Source organism: Marinobacter sp. NFXS9 (genome assembly GCF_040148665.1).
GTDB lineage: Bacteria > Pseudomonadota > Gammaproteobacteria > Pseudomonadales > Oleiphilaceae > Marinobacter_A > Marinobacter_A mangrovi.
Map to the genome: position 1 here is coordinate 22,039 of NZ_JAGDDW010000014.1, position 17,924 is coordinate 39,962.

The window sequence follows — 17,924 nt, forward strand, 5'->3', positions numbered from 1 at the left end:
GCCATCTGCTGCCACCACGGGAACCATTGTGCGCGAACCGAGAGCAAACCGGGCATGAATCGCCAGCCGCAAGCGTCAGCTCGTCCACCCGCGCAGTAAAAGGATCGGGCATTATACGAACTCGGGCCGGCTATAGAAAGGGTACTAAGGTACGAACATTACCCAGATAAACCAGGGAACGTCTGATGGGCGCCTGAGCGGTCTTCAGCCTGCCCTAAGCCGCCAGCGAGCGGGCGAGCTCATCCAGCTCCTGGGCCACATCGTCAGTCGCGGACAGGAACATCGCCACATCGGCGTCGGTGAAACCCAGGGAATCGGCCAGCGCGACGGTATCGTCGGGATTGAACTCGTCGCCGATCTCTTTCCCCTTGAGCAGGCCGTTGGCGAGCTGGACCATGTGAACATGGTCCGCGTGATCCCCTTCATACTCCAGGTGCTGGTGCATGCCGGCGGTCTTGACCACCGCGTCCGGCAGTTGCCAGAGACGGTGCAGGATGCCGCCAATGGCCCCGTGGCCCACGGTGAGGAATTCCTGGTCGCCGCCGAACACCTGCATTTCCAGGGTGCGCATGCTCTGTTCCGGGTTGGCCTCGCGCAGGCGATTGAGCTGGTCGAATTCCGCCGGAAACAGATGCCCCACCAGCAGCAGCCCGAAGTTGTGCAGCAGACCGCACAAATAGGCCAGCCCCTTATCGACGCCCTTGAAGGCGGCCATCTGCTGGCACAGGTGAGCGCAGTAGAGGGAATGGCGCCAGAAGGCGTCCGTGCCCAGCATCCCGTCACGCGGCACGTCGAAGGCTCGCACCGAGGCAATCCCCATGGCCACGTGCGCCACCCTGTCAAAGCCCAGTACGCGGGTGACCGCTTCCTGTACGGAATTGATCTGGCCCGGGTAGTTGAACAGCGCGGAACGAGCGTAGCGCATGATCTGGGCCGAGAGGCTGGGATCGTACTCGATCAGATCCGACAGTTCCTTTGCCGTGGCCTCGGGATTGGCGGTCAGGCGCAGGATCTTCAGAGCCAGGGCCGGCATCGGTGGCAGGCGATAGAGCTTCTGCAGACGCCGTGCGACCTCGTCCAGCGTAATGTCCGAATTGCGCCCCTCGCCCAGGTCGTGGGCCTCGTCAACGATACTGATGCGGGCTTTGCGAGCCCCGGCCAGAACCAGACGCAGCGCCCGGCCGTCCAGTCGCAGGAGGCTATTATTGGAGCCGGACGTCAGATAGGCATGCGTCATCTCAAGCACCGGCGCATCCACAACCACCGGCACGTCATAGGCAGCACCCACCGGTGGGTGGAATCCGGGCTCACAGTCCGCGAAAAGCCGGTCAGCCTGACGGGCGGTGAGCAGTTGCAGGCGCCGGCCGGTCACTTGTGACACGGCGTCGACGTCGATCGCGGTCCGGTAGCTGTGAACCGCCATGACCACGCCATTGAGATCAATCAGCAGTGTGGCCCGCAACACGTCCTGCTGCGGAAGGCCCGCGTTGGAGACGGCCACATCGAAACTCGGCATTTCGTCATGGTTGACCGTCTCGTAATCGATACCCTTGCGATTGAGGAACATTTCCAGCTTGGCTGATGCCGGCACGCCCACTACCCCTGTCATACAAACCTACATAACCCAAGCGTAACCGAAACCGATGGGTTCGGGATACGGCCCGGCTCGTCTTTGCAACCGGTCAGCCGGTATTCCGCATCCCCGCGGCGATCCCCGCCATGGTGACCTTGAGCGCCCTCTCGACCTGTTCGGGCACTTTGCCCTGCCCCTCACCTTCCCGGTCACGGCGCAACAGCTCCGCCTGCAGGTAGTGCAGCGGGTCGGTGTAGGGATTGCGCACCCGCAGGGAGTGGGCAAACACCGGCTCATCGAGCAACAGTTCGTCCTGCTGCTTGAGTGTCTTCACATGACGGATACAGCCGGCAAGGCGCTCCCGCAGATCCTGACCCAGCGGCTTGTAGGCCGGCTCCACCAGGGTTTCCTCGTAATAGCTGGCGATACGCAGGTCGGCTTTCGCCAGCACCATTTCCAGCATATCGACATAGGTCTTGAAGAACGGCCAGCGAGCCATCATGTCGCGCAGGATCGGCTCATGCCCGGCCTCGGCGGCCTCTTTCAGGGCCACATCGCTACCCAGCCAGCTGGGCAGCATCATGCGCATCTGGGTCCAGGCAAAGATCCAGGGGATCGCCCGCAGGCTTTCCACGCCGCCGGTCGGTTTACGACGCGCCGGACGACTGCCCAGCGCCAGTTTGCCCAGCGCCTGCTCCGGTGTTGCCTGACGGAAATACGGCACAAAATCCGGATTCTCACGCACCACTTCACGGTAGGCCTGGAGCGACCGTTCGGTCAGCCAGTCCATCATGTCCCGCCAGGGTTTTTCCGGGGCGGGTGGCGGCGCCAGCGTGGCTTCAATCACGGCGGTGCCGTAGAGGGTCAGGCTCTGTTCCGCCAACTTGGGCAGACCGAACTTGAAGCGGATCATCTCGCCCTGCTCGGTGATCCGGAAACTGCCGTTTACCGAACCCGGCGGCTGCGACAGGATTGCCCGGTTGGCCGGACCGCCGCCCCGACCGACGGTGCCGCCACGGCCGTGGAACAGGGTCAGGTGCACACCGTATTCGGCGGCCACATCCGTCAGGGCTTCCTGAGCCTGGTACTGGGCCCAGGCGGCCATCATCTGGCCGGCATCCTTGGCGGAGTCGGAGTAGCCGATCATCACTTCCTGGCGGTCGGCACAGTACTGGCGATACCAGTCGACACTGAACAGCGCCGTCATGGTCGCTGGCGCGCCGCGCAGATCATCCAGGGTTTCGAACAGCGGCACCACGCGCATCGGGTGCTGCATACCGGATTCCCGCAGCAGCAGGATGACGCTGAGTACGTCCGACGGCTGGCTGGCCATCGAAATCACGTAGGAGCCCAGGGATTCCGGTGTCTGTTTGGCCACCACGGCGCAGGTGTCGAGCACCTCCCGGACATTGTCCGAGGGATTCCAGTGGCGCGGCACCAGCGGCCGGCGGCTCTGCAGCTCCCGAACCAGGAATTCCTGACGCTGGGTCTCGTCCCAGCTGCTGTAGTCGCCCAGCCCCAGCTCGCTGACGATCTCGGCGACCGCCTCGGCATGGCGGCCGGCCTCCTGGCGGATGTCCAGCTTCACCAACGGCAAGCCGAAGGTGTGTACGCGACGCAGTGTGTCCAGCAGCAGGCCATCAGCGATTTCGTCCAGGCCGGAGGCCACCAGCGAGTCATAGCACAGCTGCAGCGGTCGGATCAGTTCCTCATTTCCGAACAGGATATCGCTATCGTCCGCCGGCTCGCCGTTGACGCAGGCTTCGGCCCAGTCCCGGGTCTTCAGCAGACGCTCACGCAGTTGGCCCAGGATTGCCCGGTAGGGTTCGCGGGTCTCACCGGCTTGGGCGCGCAGCTCGTCCGTCGCTTCCCACATGGACAGCTCGGCGCGCAGGGTCTGGATGTCCCGCAGGTAGAGATCAGCGGCCATCCAGCGGCCCAGCCAGAACACTTCGCGGGTCACTTCATGGGTCACGTTGGGGTTGCCGTCCCGGTCGCCACCCATCCACGAGGCGATTCGGATGGGTGCGGCATCGATGGGCAGCCCCTTACCGGTTGCCTCGCGCAGGGAGCGATCCAGGCTGCGCAGGAAGCGTGGCAGAGCCTCCCACAAGCTGTTTTCGATGACGGCAAAGCCCCATTTGGCTTCGTCCACGGCAGTCGGGCGCTGGTAGCGGATTTCATCGGTATTCCAGGCTTCGGAAATCAGCTGTCGCAGTCGGGTGGTGATTTCATTGCGTTCGACCGGCAGCAGGTCGTCGTGATCCAGCTGCCCCAGGCAGTTGGAGATTTCATCGTACTTGAGGATCAGCGTGCGACGGGTGACCTCGGTCGGGTGCGCCGTGAGTACGAATTCGATGCTGAGCTCGGTGACCCGGCGATGCAGTTCGTCCTGATCGACGCCCTGCTCCAGCAGACGCTGGAACACATCGCCGAGGGATTCCACCATCATATCGGCGTGGTGACCCTGCTTGCGGCGGATACCGTGGTACTGCTCGGCGATGTTCGCCAGATTGAGAAACTGACTGAAGGCGCGGGTGACCGGTAGCATCTGATCGTCACTGAGATCGCTGAGCAGCTTTTCCAGCCGCTGGCCGGAACCGCTTTCCTGGCGCCGGTCGGCCTTGGCAGCGGCGCGAATTTCCTCAATCAGGTCAAAGCAGTCCTGGCCCGGGAATTTACGAATACTGTCGCCCAGTAGCTCGCCCAGCATGCGGACATTTTCCCTCAGATCTGGATGCAGTTCGGTCATGATGCGCTATCGTCCCTCTCTCGTGTTTCCGGGCTACCCCATCACCGGCCAGCCCTCTGTGAAGCAAATCGCATTTCAATATAACAGCCTGTTACCGCCACATCATCACAGGCTGCTAAAATACATCCTTGATTCATTCGATTGAAATCACGACCTCAAAGGTGTTTATTGGAAGCGTACTATCGCCGCGAAAAACGTGAGGACAACCCATGAAAGTGACTGACCTGCCCGCACATTGGGAAGGCAAGAAAGAAGAAGACGAACGGCCCCAGAGCTATACCCTGCGCCTTCCGCTGGAAGACGCCGCCCGTATCGCGGCCCTGGCGGAGCTGTACCCGGACCGGACCGAAACCGACATCCTGAACGACATGATCGGCGCCGCCCTGGACGACCTGACCCGGCAAACGCCGCTGAAAGGCAAGCTGGAATCCGTGAAGAAGTAAGAGACAGGAATGCTTTTACTCCGGGGCGCGCGCCTGCACCCCGGTCACCCCTTCCAATACCCGGTATGACGACGCATCGAGACGAGCTCGCTGGATATGGGTATCCATCGTTCGGGGACTTATTCGAGAGAGTCGTGTGCTTCTCAGGGCCGCCGGCCGGCGACCCCGAAGGGAGAGAGCCAGCCACCGGGCTGGCTTGTTACTGGTCTTTCAGGTCTTCAGGCGGCGGTTTCGAGCTGCCGCGCCTTCAGATCCTGCATGTGCTTCTGACTCAGGCTGACGAATCTTGGCGTGAGGCCTTCATCCTCATAGATTTCGAAGCCATCTTCATCAAAGGCTACCACTTTGCTGCCCTGGACGTAGGGGAAGCTGGTTTCCAGCTCGTCCAGTGCGGCAGAGACCAGGTCACGGATCAGGTCTTGTGGCGACTTCATCGGGTAAAGCTCGGCCAGCTTTTCCAGGCGGGCCTGATGCTGCTCAGACAGCGCAGCTTCAAACGTGTCCCGGCTCAGGCGACCACGTGCATGCTTATCCCAATACTTCACCAGATCCTTGATCTTCATGGTTCAACGCTCCCGCTTCAGTGCTCGATCAAGACCGCGCAGGTACCTTTTGAGTGCCTTTGCGGTGTACTTCTTATTTGAGCGTTGCGTCAGGACAAAGCCACTCTGACGTAACGGATGTCGCAATCCCGGTGGATAACCGGTGACGCGTACTGAAAGTGTAGCTGAACGATATGCGGCTTACTGCGTGATATCGTTACGGATTGTACCTAGTCAGCTTCCGAATCAACGCCCTGCGTAACGGTATTCAGCAGTGAGACCGGGTGGCACATCAGCTGTCGTTCGCGGCCTTTTCGACACCCTTCACGGATTGCCAGATGGCATCCAGTTGCTCGAGTGTCTGGTCATCGAATTCGCGACCTTGTGAGGCAAGCTCCCGCTCGATGGCCCGAAAGCGTGCATCGAATTTCCGATTGGTGCGTCTCAGCGCCTGTTCCGGATTGACTTTCAGGAAGCGTGCCAGATTCACGCACACGAATAAAAGATCCCCCAGCTCGTCTTCCAGCGCATCGCGATCCTCAGGGTGCTGCCGCGTGTGGGCCCAGGCTTCCTTGAGCTCGTCGATTTCCTCGTGCAGTTTGTCGAAGACCGGTTCAATGTCGGGCCAGTCAAAGCCATGGCTGGCCGCCCGGCGCTGCAACTTCTCGGCACGTACCATTGCCGGCAACGACCCGGCAATGCCGTCCAGCCGGCTGGTCTCAGCGACCGGCTCTGGCTTGGCCGCCCGCTCTTCCGCCTTGATGCGCTCCCAGCTGGCCTTGATCTGCTCGTCGGTGGGCCGGTTGTCCGGGTCCACCCGGCTTTCCAGCGTGCCTTCGGGAAAGACGTGCGGGTGACGACGGATCAGCTTGCGCACCAGGTGATCGACAACGGCATCGAAATCGAAGTGGTCCGCTTCCGCCCCCAGCTGGCCATAGAAGATCACCTGGAACAGCAGGTCACCCAGCTCGTCCTTCAGGTGGGGATAGTCTTCCCGCTCAATGGCGTCGGCCACTTCGTGGGCTTCTTCCAGCGTGTGGGGCACGATGCTGCGGAAGTCCTGCTTGCAGTCCCACGGGCAGCCGATCTCCGGATCGCGCAGGCGCGCCATCAGTGTTTTGAGGTCGTCGATGTCATAGGTTCGGGACATGCTTCACTCCACGATTACTGGCTGCGCTTGCGTCGAACGCCCATGATGTTGGGCAGGTTGCGGATCTGGGCCAGCAGCTTGGCCAGCTGCTCCAGGCTTTCGATCTCGACGGTGACGGTCATGGTGGCGGAATTGTCGTCCTTGTTGGACAGGGTATTCAGCGCCAGCACGTTGGTCCGGGACGAGGCCAGGATGGTGGTGATGTCCCGCAACAGACCGGACCGGTCGTACGCCTCGATCTCGATGTCTACCGGGTAGACCGCCTCCTGGCGACCGCCCCAGTTCACCTCGATGATGCGGTTCGGTTCGTACTCGCGCAGGTGCAGGAACGTCAGGCAATCCTGCCGGTGCACGGTCACGCCCCGCCCCACGGTAATGTAGCCGCCGATGGGGTCGCCGGGCAGCGGCTTGCAGCACTTGGCCACCTGGGTCTTGAGCTTGCCCACGCCCTGGATCTGGATGTCCGAATCGGCATCGTAGGTCTGGTGGCGGGTGCCCTGGAGCTTGAGGTCCAGTTGCTGACGACGAGGCTCCACCAGTTGCTGGGCGATGTTGGCCACATGGGTCGGGCGCAGGTCGCCGGCCCCGACGGCGGCGAACATGTCGTCCGCGGCCTGGTAGTTGACCTTCTGCGCCAGCTGGGTCAGATCCACTTCGTGGATCGACAGGCGCTTGAACTCGTCTTCCAGGATCGCCCGGCCATCGATCACGTTGCGATCGCGGTCCTGTTCCTTGAACCAGTGGGTCACCTTGGCCCGCGCCCGCGAGGTCTGGATGTAGCCCAGGCTGGAGTTCAGCCAGTCGCGGCTGGGCGCCGGATTGTTGGAGGTCAGGATGAACACCTGGTCGCCGGTCTTCAGCGGGTAGGTCAACGGCACGATGCGCCCGTTCACCTTGGCCCCGCGGCAGGCATGCCCCACCTCGGTATGCACCCGGTAGGCGAAGTCCACCGGTGTCGCGCCCTGGGGCAGATCCACCACGTGACCCTCGGGCGTGAAGACGTAGACCCGGTCCGGCGTGACGTCGGTCTTGAGCTGATCCACCAGGCCCGACAGGTCCCCCAGATCCTCCTGCCATTCCAGCACCTGGCGCAGCCAGTTGATCTTGGCCTCGTAACCGGTGGACTTGTTGCCCGTATCCATGCCCTTGTAGAGCCAGTGGGCGCACACGCCCAGCTCGGCCTCTTCATGCATCGCGCGGGTCCGGATCTGGACTTCCATCACCTTGCCTTCGGGCCCGATCACCGCGGTGTGCAGGGACTGGTATCCGTTTTCCTTGGGGCTGGCGATGTAGTCGTCAAATTCGTTGGGAATGTGCCGCCAGAGACTGTGCACGATGCCGAGGGCGGAATAACAGTCGCGCACCGTCGGCACCAGGATCCGGAAGGCGCGCACGTCGTAGACCTGGCTGAAATCGATGCCCTTGCGGCGCATTTTCCGCCAGATGCTGTAGATATGCTTGGCCCGGCCTGACAGTTCCCCCTGGATACCGGCGAGATCCAGCTCGTGCTTGATGTCCGCCAGGACCCGCTTGACATACTGGTCCCGGTCCAGCCGCTTTTCGTCCAGCAGCTTGGCGATTTTCTTGTAGGCGGATTCGTGCAGGTAGCGGAACGAGAGGTCCTCGAGTTCCCACTTGATATGACCGATTCCCAGGCGGTGGGCCAGGGGCGCGTAGATGTCGAACACTTCGCGGGCCACGCGCATACGCTTTTCCGGGGGCGCACTCTTGACCGCCCGGATGGCACAGGTCCGTTCCGCCAGCTTGATCAGGGCCACACGGACATCGTCGATCATGGTCACGAGCATCTTGCGGACGTTGTCCAGCTGCCCCTGGCTCTGGCCCAGCACGTTGCCCTTGAGCGGATGGTGCAGGGACGAGATGGCGGCCATCTGCTGGACACCGTCGATCAGACGGGCGACATCGTCGCCGAATTCCTCGCGGATCTCCTCGAGGGTCGCCCGCTCTTCACGAACCGCCCGATACAGGATGGCGGCGACCAGGGCCGTCTGGTCCAGGTGCAGTTCCGCCAGCACCTGGGCCATCTCGACGCCGGTGCGAAAACTGCTGGCACCCGGCGCCCACAACCGGTCTTCACGAACGGCCTGCAGATCGATGAGCGCGGCCTTCTCGCAGGCACGACGAAACTGATCCACATCCTCAAGGGTGGTCTGGGCCTGGATGTGCCGGACCCAACCTTCGATGTCCACCTGACCATCCGTGGTCACGGCGTAATCTTCTCGAACCTTCACCATAGCGGTCCACTTTCCCTTTATGACTGTCGCGAACAGGAAGACTGGTTACCTGGCGGCGCCTGTACCGCCAGCCGCAGCCTCCCAGGGCATTCGCAACACCGGCCCCGTGTTGTTGTATTTGGCGTCGAGACCGCGTTAAACGCGCTCGAACAGGGCCATTGATTCAACATGCGTGGTGTGCGGGAACATATCCATCACCCCGGCCTTGACCAGACGATAGCCCTTGTCCACCAACACGCCGGCATCCCGGGCGAGTGTCGCCGGGTTGCAAGATACATACACAATGCGGCGGGCCCCGAAAGCCGTGAGGTATTCACAGACTTCCTGGGCACCGGACCGGGGCGGGTCGATGAGGATCTTGTCAAACCCCTCGGCGGCCCAGGCCTCGCCGGTAAAATCGCCCTGCAGGTTGGCACCGTGAAAACGGATGTTGTCCAGACCGTTCAGCTCGGCGTTTTCCCGGCCGCGCACCACCATGGCATCGTCGCCTTCCACGCCAACGACCTGGCCCGCCTTGCGGGCCAATGGCAGCGTAAAATTACCCAGACCGCAAAACAGGTCCAGGACCCGCTCGTCGTCCTGCGGGGCCAGCCAGTCCAGCGCCTGGCGCACCATGCTGCGATTGATCTCGGCATTCACCTGCGTGAAGTCCATCGGGTGGAACTGCAGGGTGACGTCAAAATCATCCAGTCGATAGGACAGACGCTCATCATCCCGCCCCGCGCTCTCCGGCCAGATCCGGTGAACCGTATCGGGCCCTTTCGGCTGCAAATAGATATGCAATTCATGCGCCTTTCCGAAAGCGATCAGTTTGTCCGTGTCGCTTTCAGACAGGGCCTCCATGTTACGGAAAACCATGGCGGCCACATCGTCACCGCAGGCCACTTCCACCTGAGCGATGGTACGATAGGCCTCCATGCCGTAAAAAAGTTCACGCAGGTCGCTGATCCGCTCGCCGATGCGGGGATCCATCACAACACAGCGGTCGATATCGGTCAGGAAGCTGTTGCGCTTCTCCCGAAAACCCACCAGAACAGCGTCGCGCTTGGGCACGAAGCGCACACCCAGGCGAGCCTTGCGGCGATAACCCAGTCCTTGCGAGCGCATCGGCGCGATCCACTCTTCCGGCTCAATGCCCCCAAAATGGGCAAAGTGTTCTTTGAGCGTCTGTTCCTTGAACGCAATCTGGGCATCCGGCGCCATATGCTGGAGGCTGCAGCCTCCGCACAGATCGGCGTACTCGCACGGCGGCGTCTCACGTTCCGGCGACGCCTCGAGCACCTCCAGCGCCCGCAACTCATCGAAGCTGCGGCGCGTGCTCACGTATTTGGCCATCACCGACTCGCGCGGCAGGGCGGCATCCACAAACTGGGTCTTGCCGTCGAGGTGGCAAATCCCCCGGCCATCGTGACTCAGCTTTTCAATCTGGCAGTGGATCGGTTCGGCAGGCAGGACTTTTCTTCTACGTCGTTTACTCATCAGGTATTCCGGTCAGGCTTGGCGGGCCGGTTTCGGCCCGCCTCTTTCAACGTCAGGCGCCGGGAAAAACGCCGGTGGACAGATACCGGTCGCCCCGGTCACAGATAATGGCGACGATGACGGCATTCTCAACCTGCTCCGAGAGGCGCAGCGCGGCGGCAATGGCCCCGCCGGAAGAGACACCGCAGAAGATCCCCTCTTCACGGGCCAGCGCCCGCATGGTGTCTTCAGCGTCTTTCTGGTCGACATCCAGCACCTGATCGACCCGGGCGGCATCGTAGATCTTGGGCAGGTATTCCTGGGGCCAGCGGCGGATGCCCGGAATGGAGGAACCATCCGAAGGTTGCAACCCGACGATCTGGATATCCGGATTGCGCTCCTTGAGGTACCGGGACACACCCATAATGGTGCCAGTGGTTCCCATTGAGCTGACAAAATGGGTGATCCGCCCCTGGGTCTGCTCCCAGATTTCCGGCCCGGTGGTGCGGTAGTGGGCCAGCGGATTGTCCTGGTTGGCGAACTGGTCGAGCACACGCCCCTTGCCTTCCTGCTGCATTCGGGCCGCCAGGTCGCGGGCCCCTTCCATGCCTTCTTCCTTGCTCACGGTGACGATCTCCGCCCCGTAAGCCCGCATGGACGCCCGACGTTCCTCACTCATGTTCGCCGGCATGATAAGCACCATGCGGTAACCCTTGATGGCCGCTGCCATGGCCAGCGCAATGCCGGTGTTACCACTGGTCGCCTCGATCAGGGTATCGCCCGGTTTGATGTCGCCACGGCGCTCGGCTTCCTGGATCATGCTGATGGCCGGCCGGTCCTTGACCGAGCCGGCGGGATTGTTGCCTTCCAACTTGGCCAGAATCACATTGGACGTGTCACCCGGCAGGCGCTGCAGGCGCACCAGGGGCGTATGACCGACGTAGTCTTCAATGGTGGGAAAATGCATGGATTTTCGGACTCCTGACAGCAATAACTTGTGGGAAAAACTGTCGGTTCGGTCCACCGGCAGCCGCCGCAAGCTGTGATACACTCTGACGACGCATCATACGCGCATCGCAGCCGGTATCCCAATACAGCTTGTCGCTACTAAAATGACTGCAGGTTCTAAGCGGGTCTGGCGAAATGGCTTTCGGTTACCTGGCCGGGTGACCGGTGATGCGATTCCCGATTCTGTCGGGGTTCACGATCAAGAGAGTATGGCTTGCCGGTGGTCGAATCACCCGACGCCGAAGTGCCAATAAGAATCAGGGACGACGCTTTGTACTTCCGGAAGGCTCATGGACGAACCGGTACAAGGCCTGCTGACGGAATCAGGAAGCGCACGATGCGACGCTGGGGTATTCGCAAGAAAGTCATTTTTGTCACGCTGGTGCCGACCATCCTCACCACGCTGATTCTGGGGATCTTCTTCACCCAGAGCTGGGTCGGCAACATCGAGCACCTGCTGCGGGACCGCGGCGAATCCCTGTCCCGGCAACTGGCCGCCGCCTCTGAATACGGCATGTTCACCGGCAACCGCAGCCTGCTGAACAACCTCTCCAATGCGCTGTTCGAAGAGCAGGATGTTCGCTCCATTACCTTTTTCAACGCCAAGGGCAAACGCCTGCTGCACACCGGTCCCAGCCTGTCCGACGAAATCGGTGATGAAAAGCTGACCGACAAGAAAACCATGACGCTGCCCGGCGAGAACAGCTCTGTCTTTATCGCCCCAGTATTCCTGCAGGACCTGATGATCGACAGCATGCTCGATATGGAGTCCCGCAAGACCGCCCCCAGCGCCGTCGAGCCGATTGGCTGGGCAGCCGTGGAAATGTCCCACACCCGTACCGACGCCGAGCGTTACAAGGCCCTGCTGATCAGCCTGTTGCTCATCCTCGGTGGAATCGCGCTGAATGTCCTGATTGCCCTGCGCATGAGTCGCAGCGTGACTGACCCTATTTTCGAGTTGAACTCGGCGGTCGCCAAGCTCAAGGGCGGCGACCTCAAGACCCGCGTCCACACCCGGGCCGGACCGGAGTTCGAGCAGCTGGAGTCCGGCCTCAACGCCATGGCCCAGGAGCTCAGCGAAGCCCAGGCGGAAATGCAGCAGAACATTGACCAGGCCACCGAGGATCTGCGGGAAACCCTGGAGACCATCGAGATCCAGAATATCGAACTGGACCTGGCCCGCAAGGAAGCGCTGGAAGCCAGCCGCATCAAGTCCGAATTCCTGGCCAACATGTCTCACGAGATCCGCACGCCGCTGAACGGGATCATCGGTTTCACCGAACTGCTGCTGAAAACACCGGCGGCCCAGCAGCAGCGGGACCACCTCAACACCATCCGCAAGTCCTCGGAAATCCTGCTGACCATCATCAACGACATCCTCGACTTCTCCAAGATCGAGGCCGGCAAACTGGTGCTGGACCGCATTCCCTTCGGCCTGCGCGATACCATCGAGGAAGTCATGGTGATGCTGGCCCCCGCCGCCCACGCCAAGAACCTCGACCTGGTGCCGCTGATCTACAGCGACGTGCCGGACACGGTGATGGGTGACCCGTTACGGGTGAAACAGGTCATTACCAACCTGGTCAACAACGCCATCAAGTTCACCCAGACGGGCGAAGTGGTCCTGCGCGCCAGCCTGGAGGAAGAGGATGCCGAAGGCTTCAGCGTGGTTCTGCGGTTCAGCGTCACCGATTCTGGTGTGGGGCTGTCCCGGGCACAGCAGCAATCCCTGTTCAACGCCTTCAGCCAGGCGGATGCGTCGACCGCGCGCCAGTATGGCGGCACGGGCCTGGGGCTGGTGATTTCCAAGCGCCTGGTCGAAGAGATGGGCGGCGACATCGGACTGGACAGCGAGCTTGGCCGCGGCTCCACCTTCTGGTTCACCCTGGCCACCGAAGTGGCCCGCAATGCCGAGCCGCCCGCACCGCGGGATGGCCTGCAACGCGAGCGGGTGATCTACCTCGAGCAGCAGAAAACCACCGCCCTGTCGGTGACGCACCTGCTGCGGGACTGGGGCATCAGTGTGGACGAAGCCACCTCACCCGGCGATCTGCTGGAGAAGGTGGAACAGGCCCAGTACGAAAACCGCGGCTACGCCGTGGCCATGATCGGCGTCACCCGCCACCTCCTGCACTCCAGCCAGTACCGGGAAATGTTCCATACGCTGGAAGTGGAGCGGGACTGCCGCACCCTGCTGCTGACACCGACCCTGGACGATCAGGACGGCCATCTCGCCGGCGTTTCCAGCGGGCATGTATCCAAACCGGTGTGCCGTGACCGCCTTTACGACGAGCTGTTCATGCTGATTCACGGCACCCACGCCCCGGATCAGGCGCTGCCCGACAACCGGCCGGCCGAGCTGCCGCCGCCCGCATCGGACCAGACGCCCCGCGTCCTGGCGGTGGACGACAACGACGCCAACCTGAAGCTGGTGCTGACGCTGCTGGCCGATTGCAAGGTGCATGCGGAAGGCGCGACCAGCGGCTTCGAGGCGCTGAGCAAGGCGCGCCAGACCCGCTTCGATCTGATTTTCATGGACCTGCAGATGCCGGGCATGGACGGGCTGGAAACCACCGGCCGCATCCGCCACCTGGACGACCGGCAGCCGCCAGTGCCCATCATTGCCCTGACCGCTCACGCGCTGTCGGAAGAGAAGGATCGCCTGCTGCGCCAGGGCTTCGACGGCTACCTGGCCAAGCCGGTGAGCAACCAGCAATTGCTGGACACCCTGTACCGGCACACCGGCTACCGCGGTCCAGGCATCGTTGACGAACGGCCCACGACCTCGCGACACGAGACCCAGCAGCGCAGCATTCGCCCATCCAGCCGGGAGAAACAGCTGCCCTGCGTGGACATTGAAGAGAGTATTCGACTCGCCGCCGGCAAGGCGGATCTGGCCGAGGAGCTGTTCAGTATGCTGTTGGAGCAGGTGACGTTCGACCAGAGCAGCATTCGGGAACTGCTTGAGAAAGGCGACCATGCCGAATTGCTGGAGCGGGTACACAAGCTGCACGGCGCCACCCGCTACTGCGGGGTACCGGAACTGCGCAGTATCGCGGAGACACTGGAAACGGCCATCAAACGTGACAGCGATGAACGCGAACCCTTGACCCGTTCGCTGATGGCGGCCATCGACCGCCTGTTGATCTGGTCCGAGGAGACGGACTGGCAGGGCATGTTCCGCGGCCAGGTCGGCGCCACCGCCGACCCGACCTGACCGGGCGAGCGTCCTGTCGGCTAACGAGACTCGACGGCCTTGTCGAGGATAGCCCGCATGTCCCGCACGGCCTCTTTCATCCCGGTGAACAGGGCTCGGGCAATGATACTGTGGCCAATATTCAGCTCATTGATGCCCGGGATCGCCGCCACCCGTTCGGTATTGTGATAGTGCAGGCCGTGACCGGCATTGACGATCAGTCCCAGTGAGCGGGCATAGGCAACGCCATTGGCCACCTGTTTGAAGGCCGCTTCCACGGCCTCGGGCGTTTCCGCGTCGGCGTAGTGACCAGTGTGGATCTCGATGACCGGGGCGCCACAACGTGCGGCGGCGTCGATCTGGTCCTGGTCGGCATCGATAAACAGGGACACTTCAGCGCCGATACGCGCCAGCCGCTCGCAGGCCCGGGCCACCCGCTCTTCCTGACCGGCCACGTCCAGGCCGCCCTCGGTGGTCAGCTCCTCCCGCTTCTCCGGCACCAGGCACACACACGGCGGACGCACCTGCTCGGCAAACGCAAGCATGGCATCGGTGACCGCCATTTCCAGGTTCATCTTGCTGTTGAGCATGTCCCGCATCAGCATCACGTCCCGATCCTGGATGTGGCGCCGATCCTCCCGCGGATGAATGGTAATCCCGTCGGCACCGGCTTCTTCTGCCAACAGGGCGGCCTGGACCGGATCCGGGTAGCGGGTTCCACGGGCCTGGCGTAGCGTCGCCACGTGGTCCACGTTGACGCCCAGCAACACTCTAGGATTCATGCTTGTCTCCTCGCGATTGAGTGAACAGGGATCGGCTGTGCAACGGTCGCCCCTGCAAGAGATGATCGATCAGCACCCGCATCACGCGTTTGGCCGTGCGCCGGGCTTCCACAGACTCCAGCCGGTAATCCGCCAGCTCCAGCAGCACCTCACCACGCAAGCCCCGCAGCAGGCTGCCGGGACCGGGTTCGCGTTGCAATCCCTGCTCCGGATCATAGTAGTAGTCACCGCCGGCCGTCACGGGCGTGCCGGTATCCATGGTCATCGCCCAGTCGAAGGCGTAGCCCATCGCCTCGATCAGGCGCCACTCGAAGCGCCGTAGGGTGGGTTCGAAATCGTCCGTTTCGGCCAGGGCATCCAGGGTTTCGATGTAGTGGGCGAACAGGGTCTGGAAGGGCTCTGCCGGGGGCAGCAGGCGCTGCAGCAATTCGTTCAGATAGAGGCCACAGTACAGCCGCTCGGTCCGGCGCAGGTCCGGACCCATGCGGCTTTCGGCCGAGGTCAGCGTTTTCAGGTCGGAGCGCCCCTGCCAAGCCAGCAGCATGGGCTGGAACGGTTGCAGCTGCGCCTTGAGGGGGCTTTTCGGACTGTTGGCACCGCGCGCCACCACCGTCAGGCGACCGTGGTTGAGGGAAAACAGGTCCACCATCAGGCTGGTTTCACGGTAGTTCCGGCGGTGCAGGACATAGCCGGGTTCCTGGTCGACCCTGTCAGTCATGCCTCAGGTCGTCTCCTGGTGTCATCCGGATGGTTGCCCAACGGCCGCCTCAGAAGTCGTCCATGCCCAGGCTCTTGAGCGCCCGGTCACTGTCGGCCCAACCTTTCTTCACCTTGACCCAGAGCCGCAGCATGACTTTGCTGTCGAACAGCTTTTCCATATCGATGCGGGCTTCCTGGCCAATACGACGGATGCGCTCGCCCTTGTCTCCGATGAGGATTTTCTTCTGGCCGTCGCGCTCCACCAGGATCAGTGCGGCGATGTGCAGCACCTTGCCGTCCTGCTTGAATTCCTCAATCTCGACAGCCACCGAATACGGCAGCTCGGCCCCCAGTTGGCGGGTGATCTTCTCGCGCACGATTTCCGAAGCCAGGAAACGCTGGCTGCGGTCGGTCAACTGGTCGTCCGGATAGAAATGGATGCTCACCGGCAACAGGCGGTCGACGGCCTTTTCCAGTGGTTCCAGGTTCTGTTCGCGCAGAGCAGACAGCGGAATAATCTCCGCAAAGTCGTATTTCTTGGCCAGCTCCGCCAGGTGCGGCAGCAGGATGTCGCGGTTCTCGACCTTGTCCACCTTGTTGACGGCCAGGATCACCGGCGCTTTCACGTTTTCCAGCTTCTTGAGGACCATGTCGTCCGCCGTCGTCCAGTGAGTCTGGTCGACGACGAACACCACCACGTCCACATCCTTCAATGCCGAGGACGCCGCGCGGTTCATGTAGCGATTCAGGGCCCGAGGCTCTTCCTCGTGCATGCCCGGCGTGTCGACGTAGATGGCCTGCACGTCGCCCCGGGTCTGGATGCCCAGCACCTGGTGGCGTGTGGTCTGGGGCTTGCGCGAGGTGATGCTCAGCTTCTGGCCGAGGATATGATTGAGCAGCGTGGACTTGCCCACGTTGGGGCGGCCAACGATGGCGACAAAGCCACAACGGCTGTCGGGGTTGTCCGGTTGGGTGGGGTCGATCATCAATTATTCTCCACACCCAGTGATTTCAGGGCGTTGCGCGCGGCTTGCTGTTCGGCGACGCGGCGGCTGCCGCCGACGCCGGTGGTCTTGCGGTCCAGGGAGGGTAAGGCGCACTCCACGTGGAATGTCTGGGCGTGCGCCTCGCCTTCGATGGAAATGACGTCGTAGCGTGGCAGCGGATACTGGCGGGACTGCAGGTATTCCTGCAGGCGCGTCTTGGGATCCTTCTGCGTATCCTGCAGGTCGAGCCGCTCCAGCCGCTCGTTGAACCAGTCCAACACCCGCGCCCGGCAGGTGTGAAAATCGCTGTCCAGATACATGGCCCCGATCACCGATTCCACGGCATCCGCCAGGATCGAGTCACGCCGGAAACCGCCGCTCTTGAGCTCCCCGGAGCCCATACGCAGATAGTCACCCAGGCTGAATTCCCGGCCGATTTCCGCCAGCGTCACGCCTTTCACCATGCGCGCACGCAGACGGCTGAGCTGACCTTCCCGGGCATTCTCGAAATGCCGGTACAGATGCTCGGCGATGACCATATTCACGATCGAGTCGCCCAGGAATTCCAGGCGCTCGTTATTCTGGTTGCCATGGCTCCGGTGGGTCAGCGCCAGTGTCAACAGCTCCGGATCCCGGAACTGGTAACCCAGGCGCTTCTGGAGGCGGCCCAATTCGATTTCGCTTACCCTCACTGACCAGTCATCTCGTAGGCGTGATTGAAGTGGACAACGGCGTCCACATTCTGGAACAGATCCGTGCGCACCTCGTACTCAAGGTCGATGTGTACCTTGCCATCTTCCTTGTGGACCTTGATGAGCTTCTCGTCAAACCCGTCGACGTTGTTGACGCTCAGGCGCTTGCGGATCAGGGTCTGGACATCGCGGACGCTCAGACTGTCCAGGTTGTCGGTGTCATTCAGGCTCTCGATGGCCTCCTGAATGGTGATGTCGTCCAGGTAGATCGGCCCCAGTTTGATCACCAGGGTGATCAGGCTGCCGAAAAAAAGGACAGCGATGAGGATCCCCAGGGTGGAAGCGCCACGTTGAGTCTTCATTGATTTCTCTCTTTTTATTCCATGAT

Annotated in this window: 14 protein-coding genes; 2 read left to right on the forward strand and 12 right to left on the reverse strand. The window is 62.1% G+C overall.

Annotation, left to right across the window (positions count from 1 at the left end; translation table 11 throughout):
• Positions 1–214: 214 nt before the first annotated feature.
• Positions 215–1,591 carry an aminoacyl-tRNA deacylase and HDOD domain-containing protein gene (locus J3364_RS18155; RefSeq protein WP_349559686.1) on the reverse strand — a complete coding sequence of 459 codons (1,377 nt, stop codon included), beginning with the start codon at positions 1,589–1,591 and terminating at the stop codon, positions 215–217.
• 91 nt (positions 1,592–1,682) lie between these two features.
• Positions 1,683–4,325, reverse strand: a complete 2,643-nt coding sequence (gene ppc, locus J3364_RS18160) for a phosphoenolpyruvate carboxylase (protein ID WP_349559619.1) — start codon at positions 4,323–4,325, stop codon at positions 1,683–1,685.
• Positions 4,326–4,534: 209 nt separating this feature from the next.
• On the opposite strand from ppc, the gene J3364_RS18165 reads away from it, so the two are divergent.
• Positions 4,535–4,768: a hypothetical protein gene (locus tag J3364_RS18165; protein WP_123635812.1), complete on the forward strand. Its 234-nt coding sequence runs from the start codon at positions 4,535–4,537 to the stop codon at positions 4,766–4,768.
• 218 nt (positions 4,769–4,986) lie between these two features.
• Here the strand turns inward: J3364_RS18165 and J3364_RS18170 are convergent, their stop codons facing one another.
• The 5 genes from J3364_RS18170 to cysM all read right to left on the reverse strand — a co-directional run bounded on the left by J3364_RS18170 (position 4,987) and on the right by cysM (position 11,140).
• A complete protein-coding gene (locus tag J3364_RS18170) occupies positions 4,987–5,331 on the reverse strand; it encodes a pilin assembly protein (protein ID WP_349559620.1) in 345 nt (114 codons plus the stop codon).
• Between the two features lie 271 nt (positions 5,332–5,602).
• On the reverse strand, positions 5,603–6,460 hold the full coding sequence (gene mazG / locus J3364_RS18175) for a nucleoside triphosphate pyrophosphohydrolase (protein ID WP_349559621.1): 858 nt from the start codon (positions 6,458–6,460) through the stop codon (positions 5,603–5,605).
• A 14-nt stretch (positions 6,461–6,474) separates the two neighbouring features.
• Positions 6,475–8,715 (reverse strand): GTP diphosphokinase, encoded by a 2,241-nt coding sequence (gene relA / locus J3364_RS18180; protein ID WP_349559622.1) that lies wholly within the window; start codon positions 8,713–8,715, stop codon positions 6,475–6,477.
• Between the two features lie 135 nt (positions 8,716–8,850).
• Positions 8,851–10,194 (reverse strand): 23S rRNA (uracil(1939)-C(5))-methyltransferase RlmD, encoded by a 1,344-nt coding sequence (rlmD, locus tag J3364_RS18185; protein ID WP_349559623.1) that lies wholly within the window; start codon positions 10,192–10,194, stop codon positions 8,851–8,853.
• A gap of 52 nt (positions 10,195–10,246) precedes the next feature.
• The gene (gene cysM / locus J3364_RS18190) at positions 10,247–11,140 is read right to left on the reverse strand and encodes a cysteine synthase CysM (protein WP_203142525.1); all 894 of its coding nucleotides are present in this window, start codon (positions 11,138–11,140) and stop codon (positions 10,247–10,249) included.
• A gap of 378 nt (positions 11,141–11,518) precedes the next feature.
• Between cysM and J3364_RS18195 the strand changes: the two genes are divergently transcribed.
• Positions 11,519–14,398, forward strand: coding sequence for a response regulator (locus J3364_RS18195; protein ID WP_349559624.1), 2,880 nt, complete (start codon positions 11,519–11,521; stop codon positions 14,396–14,398).
• 20 nt (positions 14,399–14,418) lie between these two features.
• Here the strand turns inward: J3364_RS18195 and pdxJ are convergent, their stop codons facing one another.
• From pdxJ to J3364_RS18220, 5 genes are read right to left on the reverse strand one after another with little or no spacing between them, the layout of a single operon-like run.
• Complete coding sequence (gene pdxJ, locus J3364_RS18200) at positions 14,419–15,159, reverse strand: pyridoxine 5'-phosphate synthase (RefSeq protein ID WP_123635819.1); 741 nt, start codon at positions 15,157–15,159, stop codon at positions 14,419–14,421.
• The gene (gene recO / locus J3364_RS18205; protein ID WP_349559625.1) at positions 15,149–15,877 is read right to left on the reverse strand and encodes a DNA repair protein RecO; all 729 of its coding nucleotides are present in this window, start codon (positions 15,875–15,877) and stop codon (positions 15,149–15,151) included. Before recO ends, pdxJ begins: the two co-directional genes overlap by 11 nt.
• A gap of 49 nt (positions 15,878–15,926) precedes the next feature.
• Complete coding sequence (era, locus tag J3364_RS18210; protein WP_349559626.1) at positions 15,927–16,844, reverse strand: GTPase Era; 918 nt, start codon at positions 16,842–16,844, stop codon at positions 15,927–15,929.
• Positions 16,844–17,536, reverse strand: coding sequence for a ribonuclease III (rnc, locus tag J3364_RS18215; RefSeq protein ID WP_123635822.1), 693 nt, complete (start codon positions 17,534–17,536; stop codon positions 16,844–16,846). Before rnc ends, era begins: the two co-directional genes overlap by 1 nt.
• Positions 17,533–17,898: a DUF4845 domain-containing protein gene (locus tag J3364_RS18220; protein WP_349559627.1), complete on the reverse strand. Its 366-nt coding sequence runs from the start codon at positions 17,896–17,898 to the stop codon at positions 17,533–17,535. The genes rnc and J3364_RS18220 overlap by 4 nt, the downstream gene beginning before the upstream one ends.
• Between the last annotated feature and the right edge of the window lie 26 nt (positions 17,899–17,924).

Excerpts from the sequence above, each read along its gene's own strand:
- ppc (WP_349559619.1), bottom strand. The coding sequence starts at position 4,325 with ATGACCGAACTGCATCCAGATCTGAGGGAAAATGTCCGCATGCTGGGC.
- J3364_RS18165 (WP_123635812.1), top strand. The coding sequence starts at position 4,535 with ATGAAAGTGACTGACCTGCCCGCACATTGGGAAGGCAAGAAAGAAGAA.
- J3364_RS18170 (WP_349559620.1), bottom strand. The coding sequence starts at position 5,331 with ATGAAGATCAAGGATCTGGTGAAGTATTGGGATAAGCATGCACGTGGT.
- mazG (WP_349559621.1), bottom strand. The coding sequence starts at position 6,460 with ATGTCCCGAACCTATGACATCGACGACCTCAAAACACTGATGGCGCGC.
- relA (WP_349559622.1), bottom strand. The coding sequence starts at position 8,715 with ATGGTGAAGGTTCGAGAAGATTACGCCGTGACCACGGATGGTCAGGTG.
- rlmD (WP_349559623.1), bottom strand. The coding sequence starts at position 10,194 with ATGAGTAAACGACGTAGAAGAAAAGTCCTGCCTGCCGAACCGATCCAC.
- cysM (WP_203142525.1), bottom strand. The coding sequence starts at position 11,140 with ATGCATTTTCCCACCATTGAAGACTACGTCGGTCATACGCCCCTGGTG.
- J3364_RS18195 (WP_349559624.1), top strand. The coding sequence starts at position 11,519 with ATGCGACGCTGGGGTATTCGCAAGAAAGTCATTTTTGTCACGCTGGTG.
- pdxJ (WP_123635819.1), bottom strand. The coding sequence starts at position 15,159 with ATGAATCCTAGAGTGTTGCTGGGCGTCAACGTGGACCACGTGGCGACG.
- recO (WP_349559625.1), bottom strand. The coding sequence starts at position 15,877 with ATGACTGACAGGGTCGACCAGGAACCCGGCTATGTCCTGCACCGCCGG.
- era (WP_349559626.1), bottom strand. The coding sequence starts at position 16,844 with ATGATCGACCCCACCCAACCGGACAACCCCGACAGCCGTTGTGGCTTT.
- J3364_RS18220 (WP_349559627.1), bottom strand. The coding sequence starts at position 17,898 with ATGAAGACTCAACGTGGCGCTTCCACCCTGGGGATCCTCATCGCTGTC.